Source organism: Streptomyces daghestanicus (assembly GCF_020521275.1).
Taxonomy (GTDB): domain Bacteria; phylum Actinomycetota; class Actinomycetes; order Streptomycetales; family Streptomycetaceae; genus Streptomyces; species Streptomyces griseoviridis.
Genome location: NZ_BNDX01000013.1, coordinates 170,636 through 196,799, shown reverse-complemented (window position 1 = coordinate 196,799; position 26,164 = coordinate 170,636). Strand labels below are relative to the sequence as shown.

The following is a 26,164-nucleotide window of genomic DNA, read 5'->3' as shown; positions in this document are numbered from 1 at the left end:
TGCCGACTCCGGGCTTCCTCGGTGCAGTTACCGACCAGTACTCCCCGGCCGACGGCGGCCAGCATCTCCAGGTCGTTGCCGCTGTATCCGAAGGCGAAGGCGTCCGCCGGGTCCACTCCATGCGCGCGGCAGACGTACTCGACGATCCGGCGCTTGCCGCAGGCGGGCGGCAGGAAGTCGACGTCGTAGCAGTTCTCGGGGTCGCCGGCCGCCGGACTGCAACGGCTGAGACTGACCCCGAGCGAGAGGGACTCCGCCACCTGTCCGACGAGGGCGAGGTGGCGGGCGTCGCGCTCGGCGTCCTGGGCGTAGTAGTAGTGGCTGATCACCTTGGTGCCGGGCGGGCGGTTGTGCTGCGGTACCAGCGGCACGCCCCGCAGGCGCAGTTCCCGCACGGCCTGCTCCGCGAGCGCGGCGATGTGCGCGCTGTCGGGCAGTCCCCGCTGCCACCCCGGGTCCGGGCGGAGAGCGCCGTCCCGCACCGTGTACAGCTCGGTGCCGAGCGAGCAGGCCAGGAAGTGCGGCAGGACGCGCAGCCCGTGCGTCCCGGCCTTGCGCAGCACGGAGTCGAGGGAACTGCCGGTCACCCAGCCGAACAGCACCCCCTGCCGTGCGCCCGCCTCGGCGAGGTAGCTCTCCAGCCGTCGCCGCGAGCGTACGTGCCCCGGGGTGCCGGCGTGAGCCAGATAGGTCTCGTCGAAGTCGGAGAACACCACGGTGCGCACCGTGCGCGGCACCGGCAGTGCGCCGAGGTCAGTGGAGTGCGGCACGGACGGCGGCATGCAACGCCTCGATCACTCGGTCCTGTTCGGTGAGGGACAGGTTGTTGTGCAGGGGCAGGTGGAGGACGGTGTCGTGGAGGTGCTCGGTCCGGGGCAGTGCCACCTGGCCGAACAGTTCGCGGTGCAGGGGGGTCTGCTGGCGGTGGGTGAGCACCGGGTAGTAGAGGTCCGTCTCCACCCGGCCCGTGGACCGCATGTGGATGCGGACCGCGTCCCGGGCGGCGCGTCCGGCGGGGAAGCGTACGCCGAACAGGTGCCAGGCGTGGTCCGGTGCGGACGCGGGCAGCAGGACCGAGCCGCTCGCCGCGGCCTCCGCGAGGCCGTCGAGGTAGCGCCGGGCGAGGAAGGCCCTGCGGTAGTTGTTCAGGGTCAGGCGCGGCAGCAGGCCGAGACCGACCGCGGCGGTCGAGTTGTCCATGCGCGCGTTGAGCCCGTACCCGTCCTCCTTGACGTTCTTCCGCTTCGGGTCGAAGCCGTGGTAGCTGAATCTCCGGGCCCGCGCGGCGACTTCGTCGTCGCGGGTCACGACGGCGCCCGCCTTGCCGGTCAGCCCGAAGTTCTTGTAGGGGTTGAAGCTGAGCACCGCCGCGTCCGTGCAGCGGCCCACACCGGTGACACCGATGGCCTGGCAGGCGTCCTCCACGACGCGCAGGCCGTGCCGGCGGGCGATCCGCGCCAGGGCCCGCACGTCGGCGAGACGCCCGTAGAGGTGTACGGGGAGGATCGCGCGGGTGCGCGGACCGACCGCGGCCTCGACCAGCTCCGGGTCCAGGGTGTGCCGGTCGGGATGGACGTCGACGAGGACCGGGGTGGCTCCGCGTGCCCACACGGCGTTCTCGGTCGCGGCGAAGCTGTTGGCCGGCATGATCACCTCGTCACCGTGGCCGACCCCGACCGCTTGCAGTGCGATGACGAGGGCGTCGGTGCCGCTGCCGGTGCCCACCGCATGCGGCAGGCCGAGGAAGTCGGCCAGGGCGTCCTCGAACTCGGTCACGGCCGGTCCGCTGGTCAGCGCGCCGTCGGCCAGCGCGCGGGCGAAGCACTCGGTCGCGGTGCGCTGCTCCTCCCGCGTCAGCAGCCGCTCCCGGGGCAGGAACGGCACCGGCTCTCCGGCCCGCGGCCGGGGATCGGTGGCGAAGACCGGGTCGGGGGCGGCCGGGTCGAGGCGCCCCGGGTCGCGCGTGAGGAGATCGGCCAGTGCCTGGTTCGCACGGCTGAGGGAGGGCGCGTACGACGGGACCCGGCCGCGTCGCACCTCCGTCACCAGCCGGCTGATGGCGGCACTGTCTCCGGTGAAGGGGGTTTTCGGGGAGGTGTCCATCGCGGTGCTCAGCGCTCCGTTCCGGCGGTGAGGAGCGCACCGCACCCGAAGGACTTCGCCGCCTGCTTGAGCAGTTCGGGGCCGGGGTTCTTGAAGTAGAGCAGTTCACGGCCGGTGCGCAGGGTCTGGACGGTGACGGGCAGGTCGCGGTCGTCGGTGGTGTCGACCACGATGAGGTCCTGCACCGCGCCCGACCTCTCGATCTCCGGCACCGCACCGTCCAGGTTGTCCTCGTCCACTACGAAGACCTCGTACGACCGCCCGAGCGGCAGCCGGCCGGCGACCGCCCGGCAGGCGAACTCGAAGCGGAGGTAGGCGTCGAACCAACTGGAGCGGTCCTCGCGCCGGGGGTCGAAGTAGGCGTCGAGGACCCACTGGAGCCGGACCTCCGGCCCGGGGTGCTTGGCGGCGAAGTAGGCGAAGTTGTCCCGCCAGTCCGCGTAGCGTTCCGCGTCGGACTCGGGGTGGTCCTGGTGGTAGACGCGGGAGAAGGGGTTGTGGACGAGGGTGAGGCCGCGCCGGTGGAGCCGGTAGCCGAGTTCGACGTCCTCGAAGCTCCACTTCTTGATGTCCTCGTCGAACCCGCCGACGGCCAGGAGGTGCTCCGCGCGGACCGAGAAGTTGCAGCCGTACAGGAAGTGCCACCCCGTGGCCAGGTTGGCCAGGTTCTGCGACAGGGTGTCCGTGACCTGGGCGCGTTCGTCCACCGCCACGACGGGCGGGAACGCCTCGGCGGTGAAGGAGCGCCCGAGGGCGGGCAGGTCGACCGTCCCGGGAGCGAGATAGTCCCGAAACCCGATGGCCACGATGCCCGGGCGCGCCCGGTGGCAGCGGATGTGTTCCTGGAGGAAGAGGGGGTCGATGATCTGGTCACCGTCCGCGAAGACGACCAGGTCTCCGGAGGCGGCGCGGATACCGGCGTTGCGTGCCGCGGAACGGCAGGAGCTCCCGGTACGGGGCAGGTAGACGCGCCGTACCGGATAGTTGAGCTCCAGCGCGTCGACGGCTTCCCCCGTGCCGTCGGTGGAACCGTCGTCGACCAGGACGACCTCGAACTCGTCGGGTTCGTCTAGCCGTTGGTGGTTCAGCGATACCAGGCAGGGGACCAGGAGTTCCTTCGAGTTGTAGGTGGGGATGACGAGACTGGCTTTCACGGCATTCTCCGAGGCATGACTAGAGGCAGGACTAGGGGAAGGAGCAAAGGGGCACACAGGGGGATCGGGGAGGCGGAGGAGGCAGCACCGGGGGCACGAGGTCCCCCAGGAGACGGAAGGCGACGCTCAGACGCCGACGGGCGGGACCTCCGCCGTCTCGGGGACGAGCCGCCCGGCCCGCCGCGGCGTCGATACGTAACGCCACCGGGCCGTGAGCAGCAGGGCCCGCAGGTTCTCGTCCACCGCCATGGCGATCATCACGCCGAGGATGGCCAGGCCGAGCGGCAGCGACAGGGCGTAGGCGAGGGGGATGAAGACGCCCCACAGGACCAGGATGCCGGTCAGGGCCGGGTAGTTGACCTGTCCCACGGCGCGCAGCGTGCTCGCCGTGGTCATGATGAGCGAGGAGGCCGGGAGGTAGAGCAGGCCGCACCACAGCAGGAGCCGGCCCGCCTCGGCGACCTCCGGGGAATCGGTGAAGCCGGCCATGATCCAGCTTCCTGACAGGGCCGCCGCCAGCGCGAGGACGAACGCCACCGTGACGCCCCACCAGCGCGTCAGCCGGGAGATGCGCCGGATGCGGTCGAGGTCACCGGCGCCGATGAGGTGGCCGACGGCGATCTGGAGGCCCTGGGAGAGCGCCGAGGACACCATGCCGATCATGTTGGTGACGCTCAGCGTGTACATCCGGGCGGCGAGTTCGTCCTCTCCGACCGCGGCGATGATGCGGGTGGTGGCGATCTGGGCGGCCTGCCAGAACGCCGGTTCCAGCATGGTGGGCAGCGAGAAGGCCAGCAGGAGCGCGCCGTGCGCGCGCACCTGTCGGGGGTCGGCGGGCCGCCGGAAGCGGATCCGGAGCCGGCGGAAGACCAGCCAGACACTGAACAGCAGCCCGGCCGCCGTGGCGAGGGCCGTGGACAGCGCGACCCCGCGCACGCCCCACCGGGGGCCGGCGGGGAGCAGGACCAGGACACCGATCGCGGCGGCGTTGCCGACGTTGGTGAAGATCGCGGCGAACATGGCCGCCCGGGTCCGGCCGTTCGCGGCCATGACTCCGCCCAGCATCGCCACCAGCGAGTGGAGCAGGCAGCTGCCACCGACGATGCGCAGGAACGACGCGCCGTAGGAGAGGTGCTCCCCCTTCAGCCCCAGCAGGCCCGCCACGTCCTCCGCCCACAGGAAGAGCGCGGCGCTCACCACCACGCCCAGCACGAGATGCAGGATCGCGGCGACGAAATAGCATTGCTCGGCTTTTCTCGTCTCCCCCTGTCCCAGCATCCGGGCATAAACGAGGCTTCCGCCCTGCCCCATGAAGGAGAACATCATCAGCACGAAGGTCGTGACCGTGTTCACCGAGCCCACGGAGCCCGCTGCGGCATCCGAAATATGCCCCAGGGCCCAGACGTCGATGAGTCCCATACAATAGGTGAAACCCAGTTGAAAAAAGATGGGCCAACTGAGAGAGAAAACCCCGATGTTCACCTTCGACGACACGCTGATTTCTCTCTCCGCTTCCCCCGTCACCCGACTCGGGCATTCGAAGATCCCTGAGTCGCAAACGCGTCGGATACTAGCCACACGCGGCGCACATTCGAAAGCATTCGACGATTCGGTGAGCGTCGACACCTCACCCTTCGGCCACGGAGAATGTCCCGGCCCTCGCGCACATGTCGCCCTCCGTGACCAACCGGGGACAGTCAATGTCCCGGTATGCCACCAGGACTGCGGTCCCGCACCGGACGCCGCGCCGGACGATGATGACGGTCCGTGGTGGCAGGAACACGGTCAGCGTGGCCGATCCTCGACGGAGCCCGGGCGCCGGCCGGGCCGCCCGTGATCGAGGAGTTGCTGCCCCTCGGGGTCGAGCACGCCGAAGCGTTCGGCGACCTCGCCGGCGCGTGGCTGTACGCGGTGGAGGAGTCCGCCGTCGCGGGGGCGGGACCGGAGCGGCGTGCGGAGTTCGCCACGGCACGGCACCTGGCTCGCCGTGCGCTCTCCCGGCTGGAGGTGGCGTGGGCACCTCTGCCGGCGGGCCCCCGCCGGGCACCGCAGTGGCCGGCGGGGGTGGTGGGGAGCATCACGCACTGCGCCGGCTACCGCGTCGCCGTGGTGGCGAGACGGACGGAGTTCGCCGCGCTCGGTGTCGACGCCGAGCCGAACGAGCCGCTGCCCGTGACCGTCCTGCGGCGGATCGCGACGGAGCGGGAGCTGGCCCGGGTCGCCGATCTCCTGGTCCGGCGGCCCGAAGTGCGCTGGGACCGGCTCCTGTTCAGTGTCAAGGAGTCCCTCTACAAGGCGTGCACCCCCCTGGCCGGGCAGTGGCCGGGATACGACCGCACCGACATCGTCCTCGACGCGGCCGGACCGGCCCTCACCGCCCGGCTGCTTCCCGGGCCGCGCCCCGGTCCCCCTCCGTGCGGCACCTTCGAGGGCCGCTGGCTGGTGCGCCGCGGTCTGCTGCTGACCGCTGTGCTCCGGCCCGCGCGCCCGGCGCCCGGCTGAGGGACCCGGGTGCCGTGCTGTGGCACCGGCGCTCCGGGGCGACCGTTGTCCGCGCCGGTGACCGTGCTGCATCATCGGCCACGGCATGCGCCTCCTGCGGGGACGTCGGCCCGGAGAAGCACGTGACTCGACCGGGTCACGGGGCGGTCCGGCCGCTGCCACGCCCGCAGAACCTGACGCCGGTCATGAAGCGGCAGGGGCCCGCATGTCCCACCGAGCCGGAGAGGGCTGTCCATGAGTGGGCTTCGTACCCGGGCAACGCTGCACGACCTCGTCCCCGCGTTCGTCCGGACACCGGACCCGTCCCTGATACAACTCGCCGCCAACGAGGCGGCCTACGGACCACTGCCGTCCGTCGCGGAGGTGCTGGCCCGGGAGATCGAGCGGGTGAACCGGTACCCGGACGACGGCGCGGTCGGACTGCGGCACACGATCGCCGACTGGCTGGGCGTGGAGGGCGCGGAGGTCACGCTCGGTGCCGGCTCGCTGGGTCTGCTGGAGCAGGTGATGCTGGCACTGTGCGACCAGGGCAGCGAGGTGGTGTACCCGTGGCGGTCGTTCGACGTCTACCCCCAGCTGATCCGCGTGGCCGGCGCGACGCCCCGGCCGGTGCCGCTCCGTGAGGAGCGCAACGACCTGGAGACGATGCTGGCCAGCATCGGCGGGCGGACCCGGGTGGTGATCGTCTGCAACCCCAACAACCCGACCGGGCCGGCGGTCGGCCGCCCGGAGCTCGAAAGCTTCCTCCGCCGGCTCCCCCGGACCGTGACGGTGCTGCTGGACGAGGCCTACTTCGAGTACGTACGGGACCCCGCCGTGCCCGACGGGCTCACCCTGCTGCGGGACCATCCCAACGTCGCCGTGCTGCGCACCTTCTCGAAGGCGTACGGGCTGGCCGCCCTGCGGGTGGGCTATCTGGTGGCACGACGGGAGATCATCGAGGCGGTGGACAAGACGCACGTGACGTACTCGGTGAGTCGGCTCGCCCAGGCGGCGGCGCTGGCCTCGATCGGCGCCCAGGAGGAGCTGGGCGAACGGGTCGAGGCGACCGTGCGGGAGCGCGGCCGGGTGCGCGACACCCTGCTCTCCCAAGGCTGGCGGGTGCCGGTGAGCGAGGGCAACTTCGTGTGGCTGCGGCTCGGCGCCGCCAGCCAGGGCTTCGGAAAGGACCTCGAACGGTTCGGTGTCGCGGTCAAGGTGGTTCCCGACGAGGGCGTGCGGATGACCATCGGTACCCGCGAGGAGAACGACGTGTTCCTGGAGGCGGCCGGCGCGGTCCGCGAGGCGGAACTGTCCGCCGGCGGGTGACCGCCGGGTGACGGACACGTTCAACTGGCGCCGCCGGACAGTTGAACGGCCCCGTCCCGGCGGGCGCGTGCCGATGGTGTTCAGGGGGCCGGCGTTCGCCGTGCCGCCTTCGGTCGTCGCCGGGCTACTGTGGTCCTGTGCGGCCGGGTGGCGAGCCGCCGGTCGGGTCTCCCGCCGTGCGGACACCGCCCACCGGACCGACGGCACACCGGCCGGGGTGCCGCAGGCACGCCCGCGGACCGGTGACCCGTACCACTGCCGCTCCGTCTTCTGAGCAGGCCGCCGCCGAGGCTCCCGGCCCGTCCAACGGGTGCGCGTCACGTCGGGCCGCCTGACACGCAGGGCGATACTGAAGGGCATATGCCATGCTGACGCTCGGAATCTCCGCCTATTACCACGACGCCGCCGCCTGCCTCCTCTCCGACGGCCGCATCGTCGGAGCGGCCCAGGAGGAGCGGTTCACTCGCCAGAAGTACGACTCCGCTCTGCCGGTCAACGCCGTCCGTTACTGCCTGGAAGAGGCCGGGGCCACCATCGCCGACGTGGACCGGCTGGCCTTCTACGAGGTCCCCCGGCACAAGCGGTCCCGGCAGGAGTGGCAGGCCGCCCGGCGCACCGCAGGCCCCGAGGTCAGGGTGACCGCCCAGGACACCGAGGCCCGGCTGCGCGACGGTCTGCAATGGACCCGCGAGATCCACTTCGTGGACCACCACCGGGCGCACGCGGCCAGCGCCTACTACGTCTCCGGTTTCGACGACGCCGCGGTGCTCGTCTGCGACGCGGTCGGCGAGTGGGACACGACCACGTTCTGGCACGGGCGGGGCCCGGAGCTGACCCGGCTCGGCGGGGTCCGCTTCCCCGCTTCCCTGGGCCTGTTCTACTCGTGTCTGACCTCGTACCTCGGCTACCGCCCGAACTCCGACGAGTACAAGGTCATGGGCCTGGCGAGCTACGGGAAGCCCACGTACGAGGCGAGCCTTCGGGCGCTGCTGGAGATCGACGGCGGCGGATTCACGATGGACACGGACGTGCTGGACTTCATCAGCGAGCCCGAGGGCCACCGGAGCAACCTCGCCGAACTGCTCGGTGTCCCGGCCCGCCGTCCGGGTGAGCCCGTGCTGCCGCACCACGCGGACATCGCCGCGTCGGGCCAGGCGGTCCTGGAGTCGGCCGTGTCCGCCCTCCTCGACTGGCTCTCCCGGCAGCGGCCGACCAGGAACCTCTGCCTCGCCGGCGGAGTCGCGCTGAACTGCCGTGCCAACGCGGTCGCGTTCGAGGGGTCACCGTTCACCCGCATGTTCGTCCAGCCCGCGGCCGGGGACGCGGGCACCGCCCTCGGCGCGGCGTTGTGCGCCGAACCTCCCGAGACCCGTGCGACCCCCGCCACCGGGGCGATGCGGCACGCCTACCTCGGTCCCCGGTACGGCAGTGACGCCATCGCCGAGCTGCTGACCGGCGCCGGAGTGCCCTTCCGGGACTTCCGGGGCGATGAGGACGGGCTCGTGGCCGCGGTCGCCGGGGCTCTCGCCGACGGCCGCACCGTGGGCTGGTTCCACGGGCGGATGGAGTTCGGGCCCCGGGCCCTGGGCGCACGCTCGATCCTGGCCGATCCCCGTCGGGAGGACATGCGGGACCGGGTGAACAGCAAGATCAAATGGCGTGAGGAGTTCCGGCCCTTCGCCCCCGCGGTGCCGGAGGAACGGGCGGAGGAGTACTTCGTCATGGGACGCACGTCCCCGTTCATGGTCGACCTGTTCACGGTGCGGCGGCCGGACGTCCTCGGCGCGGTGACCCATGTCGACGGTACGGCCCGCGTGCAGACCGTGAACGCCGCCGTGGCCCCCCGCTACCACCGGCTGCTGGAGCACTTCGGGGCGCTGACCGGTGTACCGGTGCTGCTCAACACATCCTTCAACCTGAGCGACGAGCCCGTGGTCTGCACCCCGGTCGACGCGCTGCGCACCTTCTTGCGCTCCTCCCTCGACGTGCTGTGCCTGGAGGACGTACTGGTCGACGCGGCGTCGATCCCCGGGGAACTGCGGGAGGCCGCGGTGGAGGAGCACCGCTTCGTGGCCGGCGCGGGGCTCCAGCAGGGCGAGGAACTGTACAGCTTCTTCTGATGCGAGCGGGTGCTCGGATCAGGCGCGGATCTCCCGGTGCGCCGGGCGGATCGCGAAGCCACCTCGACAGACCAGCGAAGGGTGTGAGAGATGGGTACGGTCCGCCGGATCCTGGACGAGGGCTTCGGGCCCTGGGCGCTCTCGGACGACGGGACCCGCTTGGTCCGCCGCGACGACCGGCCACCGGGCGAGTTCCCCAGGCAGAGCGGCTGCTGGTCCCGGGACGAGCAGATCCCGGTCGAGCCGCGCAAGCCGTTCCGGGTCGCCGTCGTCGGTGAGTCGGTCGCCCGGGGCTTCCTGCTCGACCCGGTCGTCACGCTGCCCGACCTGTGCCGGGCGGCGTTCCGGGAGGCCGACCTCGACGACCGCCTGGAGCTGGTCGACTTCACCGTCAACGGACTCTCGGCCACGGGCGCGGCGAAACTGTGCCGGGCCGCGGTGGAACTGCGGTGCGCGATGATCGTCCTCTACGTGGGCAACAACTTCCCGCGTTCCACTCCGTGGCTCGACGCCCCGGAGACCCGGCGGGACGCCGCCCGGACCTTCGCCGGCCGCGGGTACGCGGACTACCTGGACGCCCGCCGGGAGGCCATGGCCGCGTTCGCCCGGGACTTCTGCCAGGAGGTGGAGGAGCTGTGCCGGACAGCGGGGATACCGCTGGTCGTGGTGGTCCCGGCCACCAACCAGCTCGACTGGCACGCCCCCTGGGTGGTGCCGACCTGGCTGCCCGATGACCGGCTGGCCGAGTGGACGGCGACGCGCCGCCGGCTGGACGAGCCGGCCGACGGTGACACGGCCGGAGACCCGGCCCGGCGCCTGGCCCTGGCCGAGCGGATGACGGCCCTGGACGGCGGCACCACGGCACGGCCCATGGAGATCGCCGGCCGCTCGCTGGTCCGGCTCGGACGCGAGGCCGAGGGGGTCGCACTGCTGAGCCGGGCCGTGAGTACCGGCGCCGACCCGGCGAACTACGAACGGCGGTGTCCGGCCGAGGTCGCCGAGGAGTTGCGGCTGCTGGGCCGGGCGGCCGGCTGCCGCCTGGTCGATGTCCCGGCCCGCGCCCGCGAGCGGTACGGGATCGCCGCGCTGGGCCGGGACATCTTCCTCGACTACTGCCACCACACGCTGGATTCGCTGCGGGACGTCGCGGCCGACATCGTGGCCGAGGTCTGCGCCGGACTCGGTCTGGCACCGGCGCCCGGCTGGCCCGAGCGGCTCGTGCGGGCGTCCCCGCCCGCACGGGAGATGGCCGCCGCCTATCTGCTCTCCGCGCTGCACAACCAGCACTGGGGGCAGTCCGCGGACATCGTCGAGCACTGGTTGCGGTGCGCCGCGCGGACCGATCCCACGTGCGTGGAGGACCTTGCGACGTACTTCACCATGTCCCTGCCTCAGGCGCAGTTCTGGCTGCTGGGGGACTCGCTCGCCGCTCGCTCGGACCGCATGTACTGGTTCCTGAAGAACTTCTCCCATCTGCCCGTGCTCGACGCCCGGTTCGCCGAGCGGGCGCTGCGGTCGCTCCCCGAGGACGGCGGACAGCGGCTGGCGAAGGAACTGGACGCCCTCTGGCGGGAGCTGCGGGTCGAGCGGCGCGGTGAGGTCAATCTGCTGGACACCTTCTGGCGGGAACGGGACAGCGGGCCCCGGCCGTTCACCGTCGTCGCGGGGGAGAACGGTCCGGTCAGCCGCTACGGCTTTCTCACCTCCGGGGAGCTGCCCCTCACCCTGGACGTCGTCCTCGTCGCGGGGCCCGGGATCAGCGGCGGCCGCTTCGACGTGCGGCTCAACGGCCGTCCCTGCCACGCCGGTGAGGTGACGACCGCATGGCGGCACGAGCGGATCGTGCTGCCGCCCTCCCTGCTGCGGGCCGGCGCCAACGAACTGACCTGCACCTGGACCACCGCCGGCCGCGACCCGGAAGTCGCCGCCGCCGCGGTCTCCACCTTCGGCACCGGCCCGGAGAACCAGGACCTGATCCGCCTGGCGCGGATGCGGCTGACCCCGTGAGCGCCTCCGGGAACACCCCGGTCGCCCCGGGCGGCCCCCTCTACCCTGAGGGCATGACGTTTCCCACGCTGCCGGAGCGCCTGAAGCACGTCTGCGCCGCGGCGGTGCTGATGCCGCACGGCTCACCGCGCCTGATCGAGAGCCAGTCCAACGACACCTGGGCACTGGACGACGCCCGGCTGGGCCCTGTCGTCCTGCGCGTCTGCTGGCGCGGCGACGTCAGCCGGATGGCGCGGGAGACCGCGGTCCTCCAGCAGGTGCCGGACACCGTGCGCCGCCCCGAGGTGGTGGGCCACGGTGACCTCACCGTGCACGGTCATCCGCTGTCGTACTCCCTCACCCGCCGGCTCACCGGGCGGTCCCTGGCCGAGGCCTGGCCGGGGCTGACCACGGCCGAGCGCCGTGCGGCGATCCGCCAGACGGCCTCGGTGCTGCGGGAGCTGCACGCCTGGGTGCCTCCGGCTGCCCTGGCCGACGTGGTGCGCGCCCGCCCGGGTCTGGCGGCGGGGACCGTCGACGACCTGGTGGGCGCGGACATCGCGCCCCTGCCCGTGTCCCGGGCGGTGCGCCTCGCGGAGCACGTGGCCCGGATGCCGTACGTCGACACCGGGCTCATGGCGGCGGCGGTGCGTCTGCTGTGGACGCTCGGGGACCCCGAGCCGACCGTGGACGCCCCCGGGCGGAGCGGGCTGGTCCACGGTGACCTCAACCTGAGCAACCTGTGGCGGGCGCCGGACGGCACCGTCTCGCTGCTCGACTTCGAGTGGACCCGGATCGCGGCGCCCTCGCTGGACCTCATGCGGATGTGCGAGTACGCCGACGACGCGGTCGGCGGAGCCGGCACGTACCCGTCGGTGCTGCGGATGCTGGAGGAGGAATACCCGGAGCTGTTCCGCACCGAGGGCATCGCCCGGCACGTCCGGCTGTACGTACTGGCCTACTCGGTACGGTCGCTGGCCATCGCCCCGCCCGACGGACCCGCCGCCTCCCTCCCGCCCGGCCACGCTCTGCACCGGGTACGGCGCATCGTCGCCGGCCGGTGGCCCGCCCCCGGCGCGCTGCCGGACCCGCTCGTGGCCCCCGTCTGACGGGGACGGCGGCCACGGGGTGTGAGGCGGGCGCCGGGTCTTCCCCGGCGCCCGCGGGGTCACCCTTCGGCGGGCTGCCAGTACCGGGCGTAGGCCGCCGGTACGCCGGGCGGCGGTGCCTGGTGGATGTAGAGGACGTCCCGGGCCCGCACGACCTGTCCCGACGGGTCCACCCAGTAGAGGTCGTCGGTGCCGGCTTCGATGAGCCGGCGTGAGACCTCCGCCGTCCCGGAGTGGTAGACCTCCGGGTCGAAGACGAACTTGTCCGCGCCCCACGGCACCAGGAAGACGGCCTGCGGCCACTTCCCGGCGATCTCGAACAGCGCGTCCTCGCCGTCCGCCCGCAGCACCTCACCGGCGAAACGCGGTGCCTCTCCCTCCCCCACGGCGCAGAGGACCGACGTGGTCAGGATCCGCTCGCGGCCGAGGACGTCCACGGTGTGCTGCGCGTGGCCGGCCTCCGGGAGCGCCACCAGGAGCGTCGGCCGGTCGGGCAGGCCTCGGCAGTTGAGGCGCAGCGGATCGAGGTCGCCCACCCGCGCACCGCGCTTGTCCTCGAACACCCGGTCACCGATGACCAGGACGTCCATGCCCGAGGACACGAACAGGCGGAGCGCCTGCTCACACGTCTGGACGATCGGCTCCCCCTTGTCGTTGAACGAAGTGTTCAGCACCATCCCCATCCCGGTCCGCTCCTTGAACGCGCGGATGAGCCGGGTGAAGAGCGGGTTGAACGACTCCGCGACCGTGCCGACCCGCGCCGTCCCGTCGACGTGACAGACCGATTCGAGCGTCTCCCGCCACTCCTCGCGCAGCGGCGCGACGACGGTCATGTACGGCAGCGGCTCGGTCGCCTCGAAGTAGGTGCTCAGATCCTCCTCCAGCACCGAGGGCGCGAACGGCCGCCAGTTCTCACGGTGTTTGACCTCCGCGTTGATCCTGGTCCTGATGCCCGGCGTGGCCGGATTGCCGAGGATCGACCTGTTGCCGAGGGCCCGCGGACCTATCTCGCTCCGGCCCTGGATCCACCCTACGATCTGCCCGGCCGCGAGCCGCTCCGCGGCGAAGGCTGCCGGGTCGTCGCACCGGACCCCCTCGATACCGGCGGCGGCCGCCGCCTCGCCCACCCGGTCCAGGTCGATCCCCCGCCCGAGGAACGGGTGGCTCATCTCCCAGTGATGGCGTTCAGCCGGCCGCACATGCTGGTGATAGGTGTGGAGCGCCGCGCCCAGCGCCGCACCCGCGTCGGTCACCTGGGGGTAGACCGCGATGTGCGGGAAGAGGCCCTCCTTGCGGATGAGGCCGTTGGCGACCGAGTTCAGGGCGACGCCGCCGGTGACCAGCAGGGCGTCCGACCCGGTCCGCTTCCGCAGGGTGGTGGCGAGGGCAAGCATCACGCGTTCGCACACGTACTGCCCGGCTGCCGCGACGTCCTTGTGGTGCTGCCCGATCTCGTCGTCGCGCCTCCGGCGCGGCCCGAACCGCTCCTCGAAGACCCGGGCCACCAGCTCCGGTGTGGAGTAGGAGAAGGTGCCGTCCGTCAGCCCTTCGTCGAACCGGAACAGGCCGTCTCCGTCGACGCGGAGGAGGCCGGAGAGGTCGGCCGCGTACCGCTCGGGATCGCCGTAGGCCGCGAGTGCCATGGTCTTTCCCTCTTCGCCGAAGCCCCAGCCGAGCCAAGTCGTCACGGCTTCGTAGAAGCGGCCGAGCGAGTGCGGAAGACCGACGGTCTCCAGGATGCCGATGCCCTCGCGTCGTGTGCAGTGCGCCAGCATGGCCGTGTCGGCTTCCCCGCTGCAGTCGAGGCTGAGGACGGCGGCGTCGTCGAAGGGGCTGGCGTGGAAGACGCTGGCGACGTGACTCACGTGGTGCCGGACATCGACGACCCGGTCCTCGCCGAACCCGGCTTCGGCCAGCAGCCGGTGGAAGGTCGGGTGCCGCCACGTCACGTTCCTCGTGGCCTTCTCCAGTGCCTCCCCGGTCAGATACGCGCGGGCCTGTCGCAACCGCTCGGGCACCAGGCCGTGGTCCCCGCAGGTCGCCACCAGATCGACGTCACCGGGGCTGAGGCCGTACTCCGCCAGGCCTTCGAACAGGACCGACAGATCGCTCGACCTGCCGTGCTTCACACGGTTGAACCGTTCCTGTTCGTAGACGAACAGCGGCTCCCCGTCCTTGACCAGCGCGAAGCACGCGTCGTGCTCCCCCGCCTTGGCGCCGAGCACGATCATCGCGACCACCTCATGCCGTTAGTGGGTCGGTGCCCCCGGCCGAGGGCACCGTCCGATTGCTGCCGCACCGCACATCTCGAAACCACGCGGTCCCCCAAAGAATGTCCGTCCGAGCAGGGAGAGAGGATGAGTTCGGTAGAAGACGGAAAAGGACGGCCGTCGACAATGCCCGACGCTTTGCGGCCCATGTCTTCCCGGTTCAGCGGCCTGCGGGTGCAGACGCTCGGAGAATGCGTGGCCAGGAGACCGACGCGTATCCCGGAAGGCTTTTTTCCTCTTCTTCCGAGCGGGGACTTTACGGGTGTTTCGATTGCCGCCGCAAGCCGCTCCGATCATTCCGGGAACACCCAGATCGGATTGGCGTAGAACCACAGATCCGTCCAGGGGTCCTGATCTCCGTCGACGTCCATCGCCGGCCCGCACGGATCGATGTCCGCGCCCAGCAGGCCGGGCCGTGACCGGTTGCCGTCGGTGCCGCGCAGACGCACGTAGTACGGCTCGTCCACCCGCCCCAGGTCGAAGCGCACCGAGAGCTTCCGGTCACCGGGGCGAACCTCGAACGACGTGACCACCCGGGTCCGCGGAGCGATGAAGGAGTCGCGGTCGGCCGCCGGGCCGGTGACCGCTCCCCGGATCAGGTCGACGCGGGCCAGCCCCGGAACGAACTGGGCCCAGTTCGGTGTCGTCGGCAGCGTGATCTCCAGAGCCAGTTCCACCGGGGTCCCGCGCCGGACCGTGAGCGTGCCACCGAGCACGGCCCCCGCTCCTGGAGGGCTGCCGGCCACCCGGACCTGTGCGTCGACCGAGTCGACCAGGCCGCCGTGGTCGACCCAGACCCGGCCGGACCGCAGGCCGTCCATGACGGCGCGGTAGCCGAACTCGGTCGCGCCGACATGGGTCCTGGAGTAGAAGCCGGGCCAGAAGTCGCCGTCGACTACGGGCTGCGGGCTGTACACGGGATCGTCGTTGCGCCCGTTGGCGGCGAAGTCGCTGCCGGGGCCCGGCCGGGCGTGGTCCAGGTGGACGGCGTGGGCGTCGGAGTTGGCGGTGATCCACCAGGGCCGGCCCTCGGCCAGCAGGCTGTCCCACAGCCCGCCGACGGTCGAGGTCATCCAGTCGAATCCGCCCCACGACCGGTAGGCGTCCAGCGGGAATCCCGGGAACGACGCCGCGGTCGGCTTCAGGTAGTAGTAGCCCCGGGCACCACCGAATCCGTGCGGTTTCGGAATGCCTCCCGCCTGGTGGCCTGGCGCGCCTTCCATGCCGATGGCCACGCTCGGGTCCGCGTCCCGCCAGGCACGGAGTTCGTGCGGGGAGTCCAGGCCCCGGTGGGAGGGGTGGTTGGCCAGCATGAGCGCCGCGTCCACGTGCCGCTGCCGCACCTGACCACCGAGGTAGGCGATCCCGGCGACCGCCCTCGCCTCGTTCTCCTCCGCGGTGTGGGTGGCCGGCATCCGCGATCCGTCGTAGACCCGCTCGAACTCCTTGAGGACGGTCACCTCGTTCGGCCCGGGTGACACGAAGACCGTCCCGTGTTCCGCGTTCGGTATGTTCCATTCGAGTCCCTGGAAGACCAGCAGGTCCGGCAGCTCGGCCCGGGCGGCGACGATCTCGGGGTGCACCGCGTCGACGCCGATCCTGCTGTGCTGCGGTCCGCCGTGATCGGTGATGACGAGCCAGTCGAGGCCATAGGCCCGTGCGTGCCTGGCCTGGTCGATCACCCGGTACACGCCGTCCGCGCTGTACAGGGTGTGCACGTGGTGGTCTCCGGCCAGCCAGCGGACCGCGCGCCCGTCACCGGGCGCCGCGCTGTGACGGAAGCCGGGCCGGCCGGCCGGCCGCGGGCCCTCATCCTGGTCGTGACCGTGCTGGTTCTGCGACACCGAACGGCTCCTCTGGGTAGGGTCCGGGCGCCATGCTACGAGTGCCGATACGACTGGAAACAGTAATCGGCGTCTTATTCGTGGACGGCGGACGAGCAAATTCAGCAACCTTTGTCAAGGAGTGTTCAACTGTCTCCCGGAAGCAGTTGAACAACGCGCTCCGCCGGTCCTTCGCTCATGCCGCGAAGGAAAGCTGGGGTACGGTGACGCGGCGGATCCAATCCATGGACGGACGGGGAGCATGGACCACTCGACATGGCCGGGCAGCGACCGGGGCGCCGCCGTCATCTTCGATATCGACGGCACACTGCTGCGGCCGGGTGCCTTTCTTCAGCGCGTACACATGGAATCGATGGCGACCGCGATCGAACGGGTATCCGGTGCGCCCGCCGAGTTCCGCTACGAGGGCGGTGACCTGTTCGTCAACGGCCATGATCTGGCGGGCTGCACCGACGCCGGGACCATCGACCTCGTGCTGCGCGGGGCAGGCGTACCCGCCGCCGAGTCACCCGGCCTGCGTGCCGCCGTCGTGGCGGCCATGTGCGACCTGGTCACGACGGCGACCGAGGGCCTCGACAGCGCGCACGAACTGCTCCCGGGGGCCGCGGACCTCGTCGCCGGACTGCGGCGGCACGGGGTGATCGTCGGGCTGTCCACCGGCAACGCGCGCACGGTGGCGTCCTGCAAGATGCGTGCCACCGGGCTGTCCGGACTGGCGGCCCTGGGCGGCTTCGGCGACGCCCAGGACGCCCGGTCCGACGTCGTCCGTGGCGCGGTGGGGGCGGTCCGCGCCGAGGCCGGCGCCCGGGGCCAGGTGCTCGGCGGAACCGGCATCGTCCTGATCGGTGACACCACCAGTGACGTCGGCGCCGCGCTGGCGGCGGGCGTGCGGTGCGTCGGCGTCGCCACCGGGGCCTCGCGGGCGCACGAGCTGGAACGGGCGGGAGCGGATCTGGTCGTGCCGACGCTGGAAGGGCTGCGAGTGAGCGATCTCGTCGAGTTGGTGCACGCCGGCGAGGCCGGGTACCTGGACGGGGCCGCGCCGTCGACGCCGCGGGGGTAGTCCCGGTGATGAAGAGTGCCGTACGTGACCGTCTGCGGCTGCTGGCCCTGCTGCGGGCAGCCGGCCCGGTCCTGCTCGCCTCGCTCTGCTGCCAGATCCTGCTGGCCGGCCTGGTGCCGCCCGCCACGGCTGTCGCGCTGGCCCAGCTCCTGGACCGGGTGCAGGAGGTGCGGGCCGGGTCCCTGGCCGCCGCCGCGGTGCCGTTGCTCTTCTTCGCGGGGGTGCTGCTGCTCGGCCACGGGCTGGAGGCGGTGCGCGATCCCCTGGCCTATGCGGTGCAGGCCCGCATCGACGGCAGGCATCGGGCCGGGGTCGCCCGGCTCGCCGCCACCAGCCACACCATCGACGCGCTGGAACGGCCGGAGGTGCAGCGGCTGATCCGCCTGGCACGGGCCGACCCGGAGAACTGGACCGAACGCACGCCGGGCGCCGGGGCGGTGGCCCAGCTCGCCGAGTTCGGACGGGCTGTCACACTGCTCAGTTCCTCCGTGGTGCTGGCCGCGTACGCGTGGTGGCTGATCCCCCTCCTGGTGCTGCCGGCCCTGCTGTACCAGCAGCTCAACCGCCGGGACTCGATGCGGTGGTACCGCGCCTGGCGCGGCAACAGCGGCGCCGCGCTGCGCGCCGGTCTCTGGTACGACGCGATCGTGTCGCCGAGCGAGGGAAAGGACATCCGCCTCTTCGGCCTGGGCGGGTGGGCGCTGGACCGCTCCGAGGAACACATCCACACCCTCTACGATCCGGTCTTCGCCGTGGCACGGCACCAGCTGCGTTCACAGTGGCGGCAGTTGGCGGTGCTGCTGGTGCCGATGACGGTCGCCTTCCTCGCGGTGTCGCTGGCCGCGGCACGAGGCCACCGGTCGCTCGCGGTCGCCATGGCGGTGCTGTCGGCCGGCGCGGCGGTGTACCGCGCGTTCGGCGGCGAACCCCGGGACGTGATTGGCGGGATCGCGAGCCTGCACGCGGTCGACCGGCTGCGGACGCTCCTGGAGCCGAGTGCGCAGACCTCGGCCTCCGGGGGGACGGACGCGGCGCCGGGCGCCGCCCCGGTGCGTTTCGAGGATGTGGGGTTCGCCTATCCGGGAACGTCACGGCAGGTGCTGGACGGGCTGAACCTGGAGATTCGGCCGGGCGAGCTGGTGGCGATCGTCGGGCTGAACGGCGCGGGCAAGTCGACCTTGATCAAGTTGTTGGCGGGGCTGTACGAGCCGGACCGCGGCAGGATCACGGCGGGCGGGGTGGACATCGCGGCACTGGGTCCCGTGGCATGGCGGCGGCGCATCGCCGTGGTGTTCCAGGACTTCGTGCGCTACCACCTGTCGGCAGCGGAGAACGTGGCCCTGGGCAACGCGGCGGTACCGGTGGACCGGGCGGCGGTCCGTGAAGCGGCGCGCGACGCGGGGCTGACGAAGGTTGTGAAGCGGCTGCCGGACGGCTGGGACACACCCCTGGCGCGGACCCGCACCGGCGGGGTCGACCTGTCCGGTGGTCAGTGGCAACAGGTGGTCCTGGCACGGGCCCTGTACGCGGTGCGGACGGGCGCGCGGCTGCTGGTGCTGGACGAGCCGACCGCTCACCTGGACGTGCGCACCGAGTTCGAGGTGTTCGAGCGGCTGGCGGCACACAGGGGGGACGCGAGTGTCGTCCTCATCTCGCACCGACTGTCCACAGTGCGCCGGGCAGACCGGATCGTGTTGCTGGAGGGCGGGCGGGTGGTGGAGTCCGGCACCCACGAGCGGCTGGTGGCGGCCGGTGGCCAGTACGCGGAGATGTTCGCGATCCAGGCCGACCGGTTCAACCGGGGGTACGACGACCGCATCGAGGAGGACGAACTCATATGACCGCGTCGGCGCCGACCGTCCCGGGCGGATGGTCGCGCTACCTCCGTCTCTGGCTGGAACTGATCCGGCTGTGCCGACGAGCTCACCCTTGGCGGACCGCGGGCCTGCTGGGCATCAAGCTCGCGGCGTCGGTCAACGTGGCGGCCACCGCGCTCGCCCTGCAGGCGACGGTCAACGACGTCGTGCGTGGCGACGTGACGGGCGCGGCGGTCGCGGGGGCCGCCGCAGCCGCGACGCAGGCCCTATCCGCGTACCTGCTCAACCTGGACTTCACGCTGACGATTCTGATGGTCGACTCGGTCGGCGCGCTGGACATGACCCGCCGGATCAACGAGGTGATTCTCGGCCTCGACGGGCTGGACCACCTGGAACGCACCGAGGTCCTGGACCGCGTCACCGTGGTCCAGACCGGCGGATGGAACCTCGTCTACGGCGCGTGGACGGTGGTGGACGTAGTGGCGGGCGCGATCCGGCTGGGGCTCACCCTGCTGCTGCTGGGCACCGTGAGCCCGTGGCTGCTGCTCCTGCTGGTGTTCGCGGCCGTGCCCCTGTGGCTGGACCGGCGCGGCCAGCACGCGGTCGCCACGGCGGAGACGGACACGGCCGAGGCGTTCCGGTTGCAGCGCCATCTGTTCAACCTGGCCACCGAGGCGTCCGGCGGCAAGGAGATCCGGGTCTCCGGCGCGGGCCACGCGGTCACCGAGGCACAGACACGCGCCTGGGACGAGGCGGTACGGGGACGGATACGGGCGCGTCTGCGGGCGGCGGGCTACAAGGTCGTCGGCTGGGTGCTGTTCACGGCGGGCTTCGTCGGCGGGCTGGCCCTGCTGCTGGACCGGGCCGCGCGTGGTCAGGGCGGCGTCGGCGACGTGGTGCTGGCCGTCACGGTCGCCGTGACCCTGCGGGACTCGATCCAGCTGACCGTGGCCCGCGTGAGCCGCACAACGGGCAGCGCGGGCGTGGTCGACGCCTACCTGTGGCTGCGGGCGTACACCGCACGCCAGCGGGATGCGGACGCCGGCGCCCTGCCCGTACCCGCCGCGCTACGCCGCGGCATCACCCTGGAGGGGGTGCGTTTCACGTACCCCGGCACCAGCCGCCCCACGCTGGACGGCCTGGACTGCCATCTGCCCGCCGGCAGCGTGGTCGCCGTCGTCGGGGAGTACGGCTCCGGAAAGACTTCCCTGGTCAAGCTGCTGTGCAAGCTGTACCAGCCGGACGTCGGCACGATCCGGATTGACGGGGCCGACCTCGCCGATCTGGCGACCGCGGACTGGCACGCCCGTACCAGCGCGGCGTTCCAGGACTTCGGCCGCTTCCAGATCCGCTTCGGGCAGACCGTCGGACTGGGCGACGTACGGCGGCTCGACGACCGCGACGCGGTCCTCGCCGCAGTCCGCGCGGCAGACGCGGAGGCGCTGCTCCAGCGTCTGCCCGACGGCATGGACACCCAGCTCGGGCGCCGCTTCGACGGCGTGGACCTGTCCGAGGGGCAGTGGCAGAAGACGGCGCTGGCCCGTGCCTCGATGCGGTGGGCGCCGCTGTTGTTCGTGCTGGACGAGCCCACCGCCTCGCTGGACGCGCCCAGCGAACACGCCATCTTCGAGCGCTACATGGCCCGCGCGCGGGAACTGAGCACGCGGACCGGGACCGTCACCGTCATCGTCTCACACCGCTTCTCCACGGTCACCGACGCGGATCTGATCCTCGTGCTGCACGCCGGACGTGTCGCCGAGTCCGGCACCCACGAGGAACTGCTCACGGCCGGCGGACGCTACGCGGAGTTGTACGGCATCCAGGCGAAGGCCTATGCACCTGGTTGAACCGCGGCGGCGGGCCGTGCGGCGTCAGCGCACCCCGTCCGGGGGTTCGTCCGCGCTTCGGACGGCGGCCCCCTGCCCCTGGCCGTTGTCGCCGGAACCCTAGGCCGACCGGAAACGGATCCCCCCGGGATTCGGGTGCCGGATGATGTCCCCGACGACGGTCGGGGTGCCGTCGCCGTTCCCGGATGTGTGTGCGTAGCCGACGATGAGGAGAACGACATGGAGCCTGCGGAACTGCGTCGCGCGGTCGAGGCGGCCCGGGCGACCGCCACGGAGCTGGGGCTGCGCGTGGACGACGTGGTCGTCGTCCACGACTCGGACCGGGTCGCGCTGCGCCTGCTCCCGTGCGACGTGCTGGCCCGGGTCGCGCCGCCGGGACAGCTGGCCGACTCCGCGTTCGAGGTCGAGGTGGCCCGCCGGCTGGCGGCCGTCGACGCCCCGGTGGGCGGGCTGGACCCCCGGGGCGAACCCCGCGTGTACGTACGGGACGGATTCGCCGTCTCGCTGTGGATCTACTACGCGCCGGTGGCGGCGGAGATCACGCCGGCCGCGTACGCGGACGTGCTCATGCGGCAGCACGCCGCCCTGCGCCGGGTCGAACTGGACGCGCCCCACTTCACCGACCGGGCCGCCCGCGCGCTGCGGGAGGTGACCGACCGGGAGCGGTCACCCGACCTGTCCGACGCCGACCGGGACCTCCTCGCCCGCACCCTGGGCGAGGTGAGCGCCGCCATCGGCGCGGACCGGTCCCGCGACCAGCTGCTGCACGGAGAGCCGCACGAGGGCAATCTCCTCGCCACCGAGCGGGGGCCGCTCTTCGTGGACCTCGCCACGTGCTGCCGCGGGCCGGTCGAGTTCGACCTCGCCCACGCTCCCGACGGTGTGGCGGAGCACTACGCGGGGGCCGACCCGGACCTCCTGTACCGGTGCCGGGCCGTGGACTGGGCCATGTTCGCGGCCTGGCGCTGGCGCCGCGCGGACCAGATGCCCGACCGGGACCACTGGAGGACGGAGGGCCTCGCCCTGGTCCGCGCCTCGCTCGACCGCCGTGGAGTGGGCTGACCGCGCCGGGCGGCACCCATGTGTGTCCTTGGGAAGGCTCTAAAGGTGTTGCAGAAGGCCGTGATCAGGGCATATCCGGTGCTAGGCGGTTTCGTTTGAATCAGCGGGCGGACCAGAGGAAGATGCCCGCGATGTGAAGTCCGGCGAGGTAGACGGTCGCGGTTTTCTCGTAGCGGGTGGCGATGCCGCGCCACTGCTTCAGGCGGTTGATGCACCGCTCGACGGTGTTGCGCTGTTTGTACGCTTCGCGGTCGAAGGCCGCTGGTCTGCCGCCCGTCTGTCCGCGCTGGCGCCGGTTGGCCTGCTGGTCGGCCCGTTCTGGGATCACCGCGCGGATGCCGCGTCGGCGCAGGTGGCCGCGGATCGCGCGGGAGGAGGACACCTTGTCGGCCAGGACCAGGTCCGACTTGGTGCGGGGCCGTCCTCGTCGGCGGGGAACGCGCAGGCGGGCCATGACGTCGGTGAAGGCGGGTGCGTCTCCGGCCTGACCGGCGGTGAGGACGAACGCCAGCGGTCGGCACCGGCCGTCGGCAGCGAGGTGGACCTTCGTGGTCAGTCCGCCGCGGGACCGGCCGATGGCGTGGTCTTCCGGCTCGCCGGCCGGGGCCCCTTTTTGCGGGCCCCGGCCGCGTGCTGATGAGCGCGCACGATGGTGGAGTCGACGGAGACGGCCCAGCTGACGTCTTCGTCCGCGTCGGCCTGAGCCACCAGGGCGGTGAACACCCGCTCCCACGTGCCGTCGACGGCCCACATCCGCAGCCGGTTGTAGACACCGCGCCAGTTGCCGTACTTCTCCGGCAGATGCACCCACTGGGTACCGGTCTGGAACTCGAAGGCGATCGCGTCGATCACCTCACGATGGTCACGCCAGCGGCCACCCCGCCTCGGCGTCCGGTCCGGGAGCAACAGCTCGATCCGCGCCCACCGCGCATCAGTCAACGGCACACCCGGACCAACGACCGACTGATCCGAACGAAATGGCCTAAGGCCGGGTCGTCCACGACGAAGCCGGTCCGGAGCAAAAAAGCCCGCTGACCTGCGTATCGACGCACGGCGGGTCAGCGCCGGGCGGCCTCCATGACCGCTTCCATCTGCCGCAGCGGCTCAGCGCCGACGAACCGGAGGACGACGGTGTCGGCGCCCGACTCCCGCAGCGCGTCGATCCGTGCCGCGGCGCCGGCGGCGTCGCCGGAGACGGTGAAGACCTCCTCCTGCGGGCGGCCCAGCCAGGCGCCGTGGCCCTCGGTGTGCGGGTGCAGGGTCCGCGCGACCTCCTCGGGGTCGTCGCCGACGCAGGCGAACGCGAACACGTTCAGCGTGTGGTCGTCACCCGCGCCGCCCTTGGCCAGCAGCGCCCGGATGTACTCCAGGTCCCGCGGTCCGTGGCCCTCGGCGATCAGCGTGCCGTCCGCGACCCGCCCGGACAGCTCCAGCGAGCGCGGCCGTACCACCCCCGCCACCAGCGGCGGCGGCTCGGCGGGCGGATGCACCAGCTCGATGCCGTCGATCCGCACCTCCCGCCCGTCCACCGTGACCCGTTCCCCGTGCAGCAGCGCCCGCACAGCGGTGATCGTCTCCTCCAGCAGGGCCAGCGGAGAGCGCGGCGCCACCCCGACCTGCTCCATCCACTCCCGGACGCCATGACCGATCCCGGCCACCAGGCGGCCGGGGAACACCCTCGCCAGCGTGGCCAGTTCCATCGCCAGCAGGGCCGGGCTGCGCAACGGCGCGGGGGCAATCCCGATGCCCACCCGCAGCCGCTTGGTCGCGCCCAGCGCCACGGCCGCCGCCGACACCCCGCCGTTCCAGCGCAGGTCCTCCACCACCCACAGGTCGTCCGCGCCGAGCGCCTCGGCCCGCCGCGCGAAGGCGGGCAACTCCTCGGGCACCCAGTCGCGGTCGTACATCACACCGATCCGGAGACTCGTCATACGACGGAACCTACGGTCCGGCCGAAGAGGTGATCAACGGCTTTGCCGGTACGGGGTCGGCTGCCGCCGAAGCCCTCGAAGCAGCCGATCGTCTCGGTCGGCACGTCCGCCCAGGTCACACCTGTGCGCAGCACGAAGACGATCCCGCGCAGAGCCACACGGTCATCCACCGGCAACCGGCCCGGATACCGCCGACGCCGTGGTCGGCGAGGCGGGAGCAGCGGAGCGACACGATCCCACAGGTCATCAGGCACAAGATCATCCGACACACGCAGAACTCTGCCGCCCACCAGCCCAACTGCCAAGTCAGTGAGCCAAACTCATTCCGAAACGATCAGTTAGGGCTCGCAGAGAATCAACATGCTGGTTTGATCTCCGTGGGGCTGCTGTTGGCGAGGAACGCGGTGACGTCAGCAGGTGTCCGGAACCTGGCCGTCGAGGGTGGAATCGTGTAGCCGTGCTCGGCCAGCAGGGGCTGGACTTGGCGAACGGCCTTGGTGAGGGTGCTGCCGTTGACCCCGAAGAGTTGGGCGAGCAGGTCTCGGGTGCCGAGTTTGCGCAGGTAGAGCACGGTGGCCAGGACTCTGTCGGCGGTGGTCAGCTTGTCCTTGGCACCAGCGCCTTGAGCGCGGATGCGTTCGCCTCCTCGCTGCCGGAGCCGTCCCTGCTCACGTAACTCATGCAGCTTCTGGGCCAGTTGGTAGACGAGTTCGTTCATCGCCGGTTCGGGCATGCCGGTCAGGTCCGGATTGCGCAAGGACTCAGTGCAGAGCCGCGGGGACGGGCCGCCAACTGACCGCGAGTCCTTGGCTCCGTTGGTGGTGTCGCGAGGTTGAGGATGGAGGGTGTAGTTCCAGTCGCCATGGAAACGGTGCCGGTGTATGGGCAGAGCGTCGATATCACCGTCGGTGACCCTGATGCCGGTGTCGTAGATGCCAGGGTCCAGCTCCGCGTGGACGGTCAGCCCGGTCCGGGTGGTGGTCGCCGCAATGCTGTTCACGATGACATCGTGGCTGGTCAGCGGGCGGCCGCGCCAGTTCATGGAGATGTGGGAGAACAGCCGGTGCTCGATCTTGTTCCATTTCGAGGTGCCCGGCGGCATGTGGCAGACCGTGATGGCCAGGCCCGTCTCGGCGGCCAGGGCGGCGAGTTCCGTCTTCCAGGCGCGGGTGCGGTAACCGTTGGACCCGCCCGCGTCCGCAGTGATCAGCAGGCGGGTGGCGGCCGGACAGTCGTGCCGGCCCCGGGCCTGCCACCAGCGGCGGATGGAAGCGACGGCGAACGCGGCGGTGTCGTGATCCGTGCCGACACTCACCCAGCCGGTGTTCGCGGCAATGTCATAGATGCCGTAGGGGATCGCCTTACCCGGTCCCTGCCGGTCCAGGAAGACGTGCGTCTTGGCCAAGACCGGCTCACCGGTCGGCCGCCACTGTCGGCCCGCGTTCTTGTGATCGCCGACGAGTTCCTTCTTCTTCGCAAGGACGCTGATCACCGGCTGGCCGGCACCCATGTGCTGCCTGGCCCGCTCGTTGATGTAGCGGAACTGGGCGTCACGGTCCGGGTGCTGCTGCCTTCGATGGTCTTGGCGCCGGCCTGCAGGCTGAAGCCCTCCTCACACAGCAGGTCAGCGACCGTGTCCGCCCCACCCGATGCCCCTGCCGGGTGAGCTCGGTTGCGAGGCTCCTGGTCGACTTCACCGTCCAACTCAGCGGCGACATCGGATCGCCCCGTTCGTCAGGTTCCACCAGCGCCAGCAAGGCGGGCAGCAGTCCCGAATCAAGGTCTACGGCCTTCTTCCGGCCACCACCGGGCCTGCGTACCCGGCCCAGAGGTTCCTCGCCGGCCTCCAGCTCGTCCACGCCCTTGCGGACCGTCGTCTCGCTGACCTGGGCCGTCCGCGCAACCGCCCGGATACCACCGTGCCCCAGGATCCGGGCCTCGGCCCCCATCATCAACCAGCGCTGCCGTTCGTCGAGATGTGGAAACCACACCTCGAACCTCACTGCGAGTTGGACACGAACCTCGTCGGAGACGCTCATACCACAACA

General features: G+C 71.6%; 16 protein-coding genes and 3 pseudogenes. 9 read left to right on the top strand and 10 right to left on the bottom strand.

Going from position 1 to position 26,164, the window contains the following annotated elements; genetic code table 11:
- Window positions 1-8: 8 nt before the first annotated feature.
- From Sdagh_RS25250 to Sdagh_RS25235, 4 genes and pseudogenes are all read right to left on the bottom strand, one after another.
- Window positions 9-782, bottom strand: a pseudogene (locus Sdagh_RS25250) (HAD-IIB family hydrolase); the annotation flags it as partial.
- Complete coding sequence (locus tag Sdagh_RS25245) at window positions 754-2,103, bottom strand: DegT/DnrJ/EryC1/StrS family aminotransferase (protein ID WP_190078609.1); 1,350 nt, start codon at window positions 2,101-2,103, stop codon at window positions 754-756. The gene Sdagh_RS25245 and the pseudogene Sdagh_RS25250, both read right to left, overlap by 29 nt.
- Window positions 2,104-2,111: 8 nt before the next feature.
- Window positions 2,112-3,257 carry a glycosyltransferase family 2 protein gene (locus Sdagh_RS25240; protein WP_190078610.1) on the bottom strand — a complete coding sequence of 382 codons (1,146 nt, stop codon included), beginning with the start codon at window positions 3,255-3,257 and terminating at the stop codon, window positions 2,112-2,114.
- 126 nt (window positions 3,258-3,383) lie between these two features.
- Window positions 3,384-4,676 carry an MATE family efflux transporter gene (locus tag Sdagh_RS25235; protein WP_229879959.1) on the bottom strand — a complete coding sequence of 431 codons (1,293 nt, stop codon included), beginning with the start codon at window positions 4,674-4,676 and terminating at the stop codon, window positions 3,384-3,386.
- A 348-nt stretch (window positions 4,677-5,024) separates the two neighbouring features.
- On the opposite strand from Sdagh_RS25235, the gene Sdagh_RS25230 reads away from it, so the two are divergent.
- From Sdagh_RS25230 to Sdagh_RS25210, 5 genes are all read left to right on the top strand, one after another.
- Window positions 5,025-5,759: a 4'-phosphopantetheinyl transferase family protein gene (locus Sdagh_RS25230; protein ID WP_226535723.1), complete on the top strand. Its 735-nt coding sequence runs from the start codon at window positions 5,025-5,027 to the stop codon at window positions 5,757-5,759.
- Window positions 5,760-5,987: 228 nt separating this feature from the next.
- The gene (locus tag Sdagh_RS25225) at window positions 5,988-7,067 is read left to right on the top strand and encodes a histidinol-phosphate transaminase (RefSeq protein ID WP_226535771.1); all 1,080 of its coding nucleotides are present in this window, start codon (window positions 5,988-5,990) and stop codon (window positions 7,065-7,067) included.
- Window positions 7,068-7,432: 365 nt separating this feature from the next.
- A complete protein-coding gene (locus Sdagh_RS25220; protein ID WP_190078612.1) occupies window positions 7,433-9,187 on the top strand; it encodes a carbamoyltransferase family protein in 1,755 nt (584 codons plus the stop codon).
- Window positions 9,188-9,277: 90 nt separating this feature from the next.
- A complete protein-coding gene (locus Sdagh_RS25215) occupies window positions 9,278-11,194 on the top strand; it encodes a hypothetical protein (RefSeq protein WP_190078613.1) in 1,917 nt (638 codons plus the stop codon).
- A gap of 53 nt (window positions 11,195-11,247) precedes the next feature.
- The gene (locus tag Sdagh_RS25210) at window positions 11,248-12,282 is read left to right on the top strand and encodes a phosphotransferase family protein (protein ID WP_226535720.1); all 1,035 of its coding nucleotides are present in this window, start codon (window positions 11,248-11,250) and stop codon (window positions 12,280-12,282) included.
- A 59-nt stretch (window positions 12,283-12,341) separates the two neighbouring features.
- Here Sdagh_RS25210 and Sdagh_RS25205 read toward each other — a convergent pair whose 3' ends face one another.
- Both Sdagh_RS25205 and Sdagh_RS25200 read right to left on the bottom strand, forming a co-directional pair.
- Entirely contained in the window at window positions 12,342-14,513 is a 2,172-nt protein-coding gene (locus Sdagh_RS25205) for a carbamoyltransferase family protein (protein ID WP_190078615.1), read from the bottom strand.
- Window positions 14,514-14,845: 332 nt separating this feature from the next.
- Entirely contained in the window at window positions 14,846-16,396 is a 1,551-nt protein-coding gene (locus Sdagh_RS25200) for a PHP domain-containing protein (protein ID WP_226535718.1), read from the bottom strand.
- Between the two features lie 241 nt (window positions 16,397-16,637).
- Here Sdagh_RS25200 and Sdagh_RS25195 point away from each other — a divergent pair, with 241 nt between their 5' ends.
- From Sdagh_RS25195 to Sdagh_RS25180, 4 genes are all read left to right on the top strand, one after another.
- Window positions 16,638-17,459 carry an HAD family hydrolase gene (locus tag Sdagh_RS25195; RefSeq protein ID WP_190078616.1) on the top strand — a complete coding sequence of 274 codons (822 nt, stop codon included), beginning with the start codon at window positions 16,638-16,640 and terminating at the stop codon, window positions 17,457-17,459.
- Between the two features lie 8 nt (window positions 17,460-17,467).
- A complete protein-coding gene (locus tag Sdagh_RS25190) occupies window positions 17,468-19,300 on the top strand; it encodes an ABC transporter ATP-binding protein (RefSeq protein ID WP_190078617.1) in 1,833 nt (610 codons plus the stop codon).
- Window positions 19,297-21,123 (top strand): ATP-binding cassette domain-containing protein, encoded by a 1,827-nt coding sequence (locus tag Sdagh_RS25185; protein ID WP_190078618.1) that lies wholly within the window; start codon window positions 19,297-19,299, stop codon window positions 21,121-21,123. Before Sdagh_RS25190 ends, Sdagh_RS25185 begins: the two co-directional genes overlap by 4 nt.
- A 219-nt stretch (window positions 21,124-21,342) precedes the next feature.
- Window positions 21,343-22,185 carry an aminoglycoside phosphotransferase family protein gene (locus Sdagh_RS25180; protein ID WP_190078619.1) on the top strand — a complete coding sequence of 281 codons (843 nt, stop codon included), beginning with the start codon at window positions 21,343-21,345 and terminating at the stop codon, window positions 22,183-22,185.
- Between the two features lie 100 nt (window positions 22,186-22,285).
- Here Sdagh_RS25180 and Sdagh_RS25175 read toward each other — a convergent pair.
- From Sdagh_RS25175 to Sdagh_RS25160, 4 genes and pseudogenes are all read right to left on the bottom strand, one after another.
- Window positions 22,286-23,130, bottom strand: a protein-coding gene (locus Sdagh_RS25175) for an IS5 family transposase (protein ID WP_372478471.1) whose coding sequence is annotated in 2 segments (ribosomal slippage) — window positions 22,286-22,791 and window positions 22,791-23,130 — 846 coding nt in all. Because the reading frame shifts where the segments join, the coding sequence is not laid out codon by codon here.
- Between the two features lie 113 nt (window positions 23,131-23,243).
- Window positions 23,244-24,116 (bottom strand): LLM class flavin-dependent oxidoreductase, encoded by an 873-nt coding sequence (locus tag Sdagh_RS25170; protein WP_226535716.1) that lies wholly within the window; start codon window positions 24,114-24,116, stop codon window positions 23,244-23,246.
- Between the two features lie 80 nt (window positions 24,117-24,196).
- A pseudogene (locus Sdagh_RS25165) lies at window positions 24,197-24,385 on the bottom strand (transposase); the annotation flags it as partial.
- A gap of 86 nt (window positions 24,386-24,471) precedes the next feature.
- Window positions 24,472-26,155 (bottom strand): annotated as a pseudogene (locus Sdagh_RS25160) (ISAzo13 family transposase).
- Between the last annotated feature and the right edge of the window lie 9 nt (window positions 26,156-26,164).

Excerpts from the sequence above, each read along its gene's own strand:
- Sdagh_RS25245 (WP_190078609.1), bottom strand. The coding sequence starts at position 2,103 with ATGGACACCTCCCCGAAAACCCCCTTCACCGGAGACAGTGCCGCCATC.
- Sdagh_RS25235 (WP_229879959.1), bottom strand. The coding sequence starts at position 4,676 with ATGGGACTCATCGACGTCTGGGCCCTGGGGCATATTTCGGATGCCGCA.
- Sdagh_RS25220 (WP_190078612.1), top strand. The coding sequence starts at position 7,433 with ATGCTGACGCTCGGAATCTCCGCCTATTACCACGACGCCGCCGCCTGC.
- Sdagh_RS25215 (WP_190078613.1), top strand. The coding sequence starts at position 9,278 with ATGGGTACGGTCCGCCGGATCCTGGACGAGGGCTTCGGGCCCTGGGCG.
- Sdagh_RS25210 (WP_226535720.1), top strand. The coding sequence starts at position 11,248 with ATGACGTTTCCCACGCTGCCGGAGCGCCTGAAGCACGTCTGCGCCGCG.
- Sdagh_RS25205 (WP_190078615.1), bottom strand. The coding sequence starts at position 14,513 with ATGATCGTGCTCGGCGCCAAGGCGGGGGAGCACGACGCGTGCTTCGCG.
- Sdagh_RS25195 (WP_190078616.1), top strand. The coding sequence starts at position 16,638 with ATGGACCACTCGACATGGCCGGGCAGCGACCGGGGCGCCGCCGTCATC.
- Sdagh_RS25190 (WP_190078617.1), top strand. The coding sequence starts at position 17,468 with ATGAAGAGTGCCGTACGTGACCGTCTGCGGCTGCTGGCCCTGCTGCGG.
- Sdagh_RS25185 (WP_190078618.1), top strand. The coding sequence starts at position 19,297 with ATGACCGCGTCGGCGCCGACCGTCCCGGGCGGATGGTCGCGCTACCTC.
- Sdagh_RS25180 (WP_190078619.1), top strand. The coding sequence starts at position 21,343 with ATGGAGCCTGCGGAACTGCGTCGCGCGGTCGAGGCGGCCCGGGCGACC.
- Sdagh_RS25170 (WP_226535716.1), bottom strand. The coding sequence starts at position 24,116 with ATGACGAGTCTCCGGATCGGTGTGATGTACGACCGCGACTGGGTGCCC.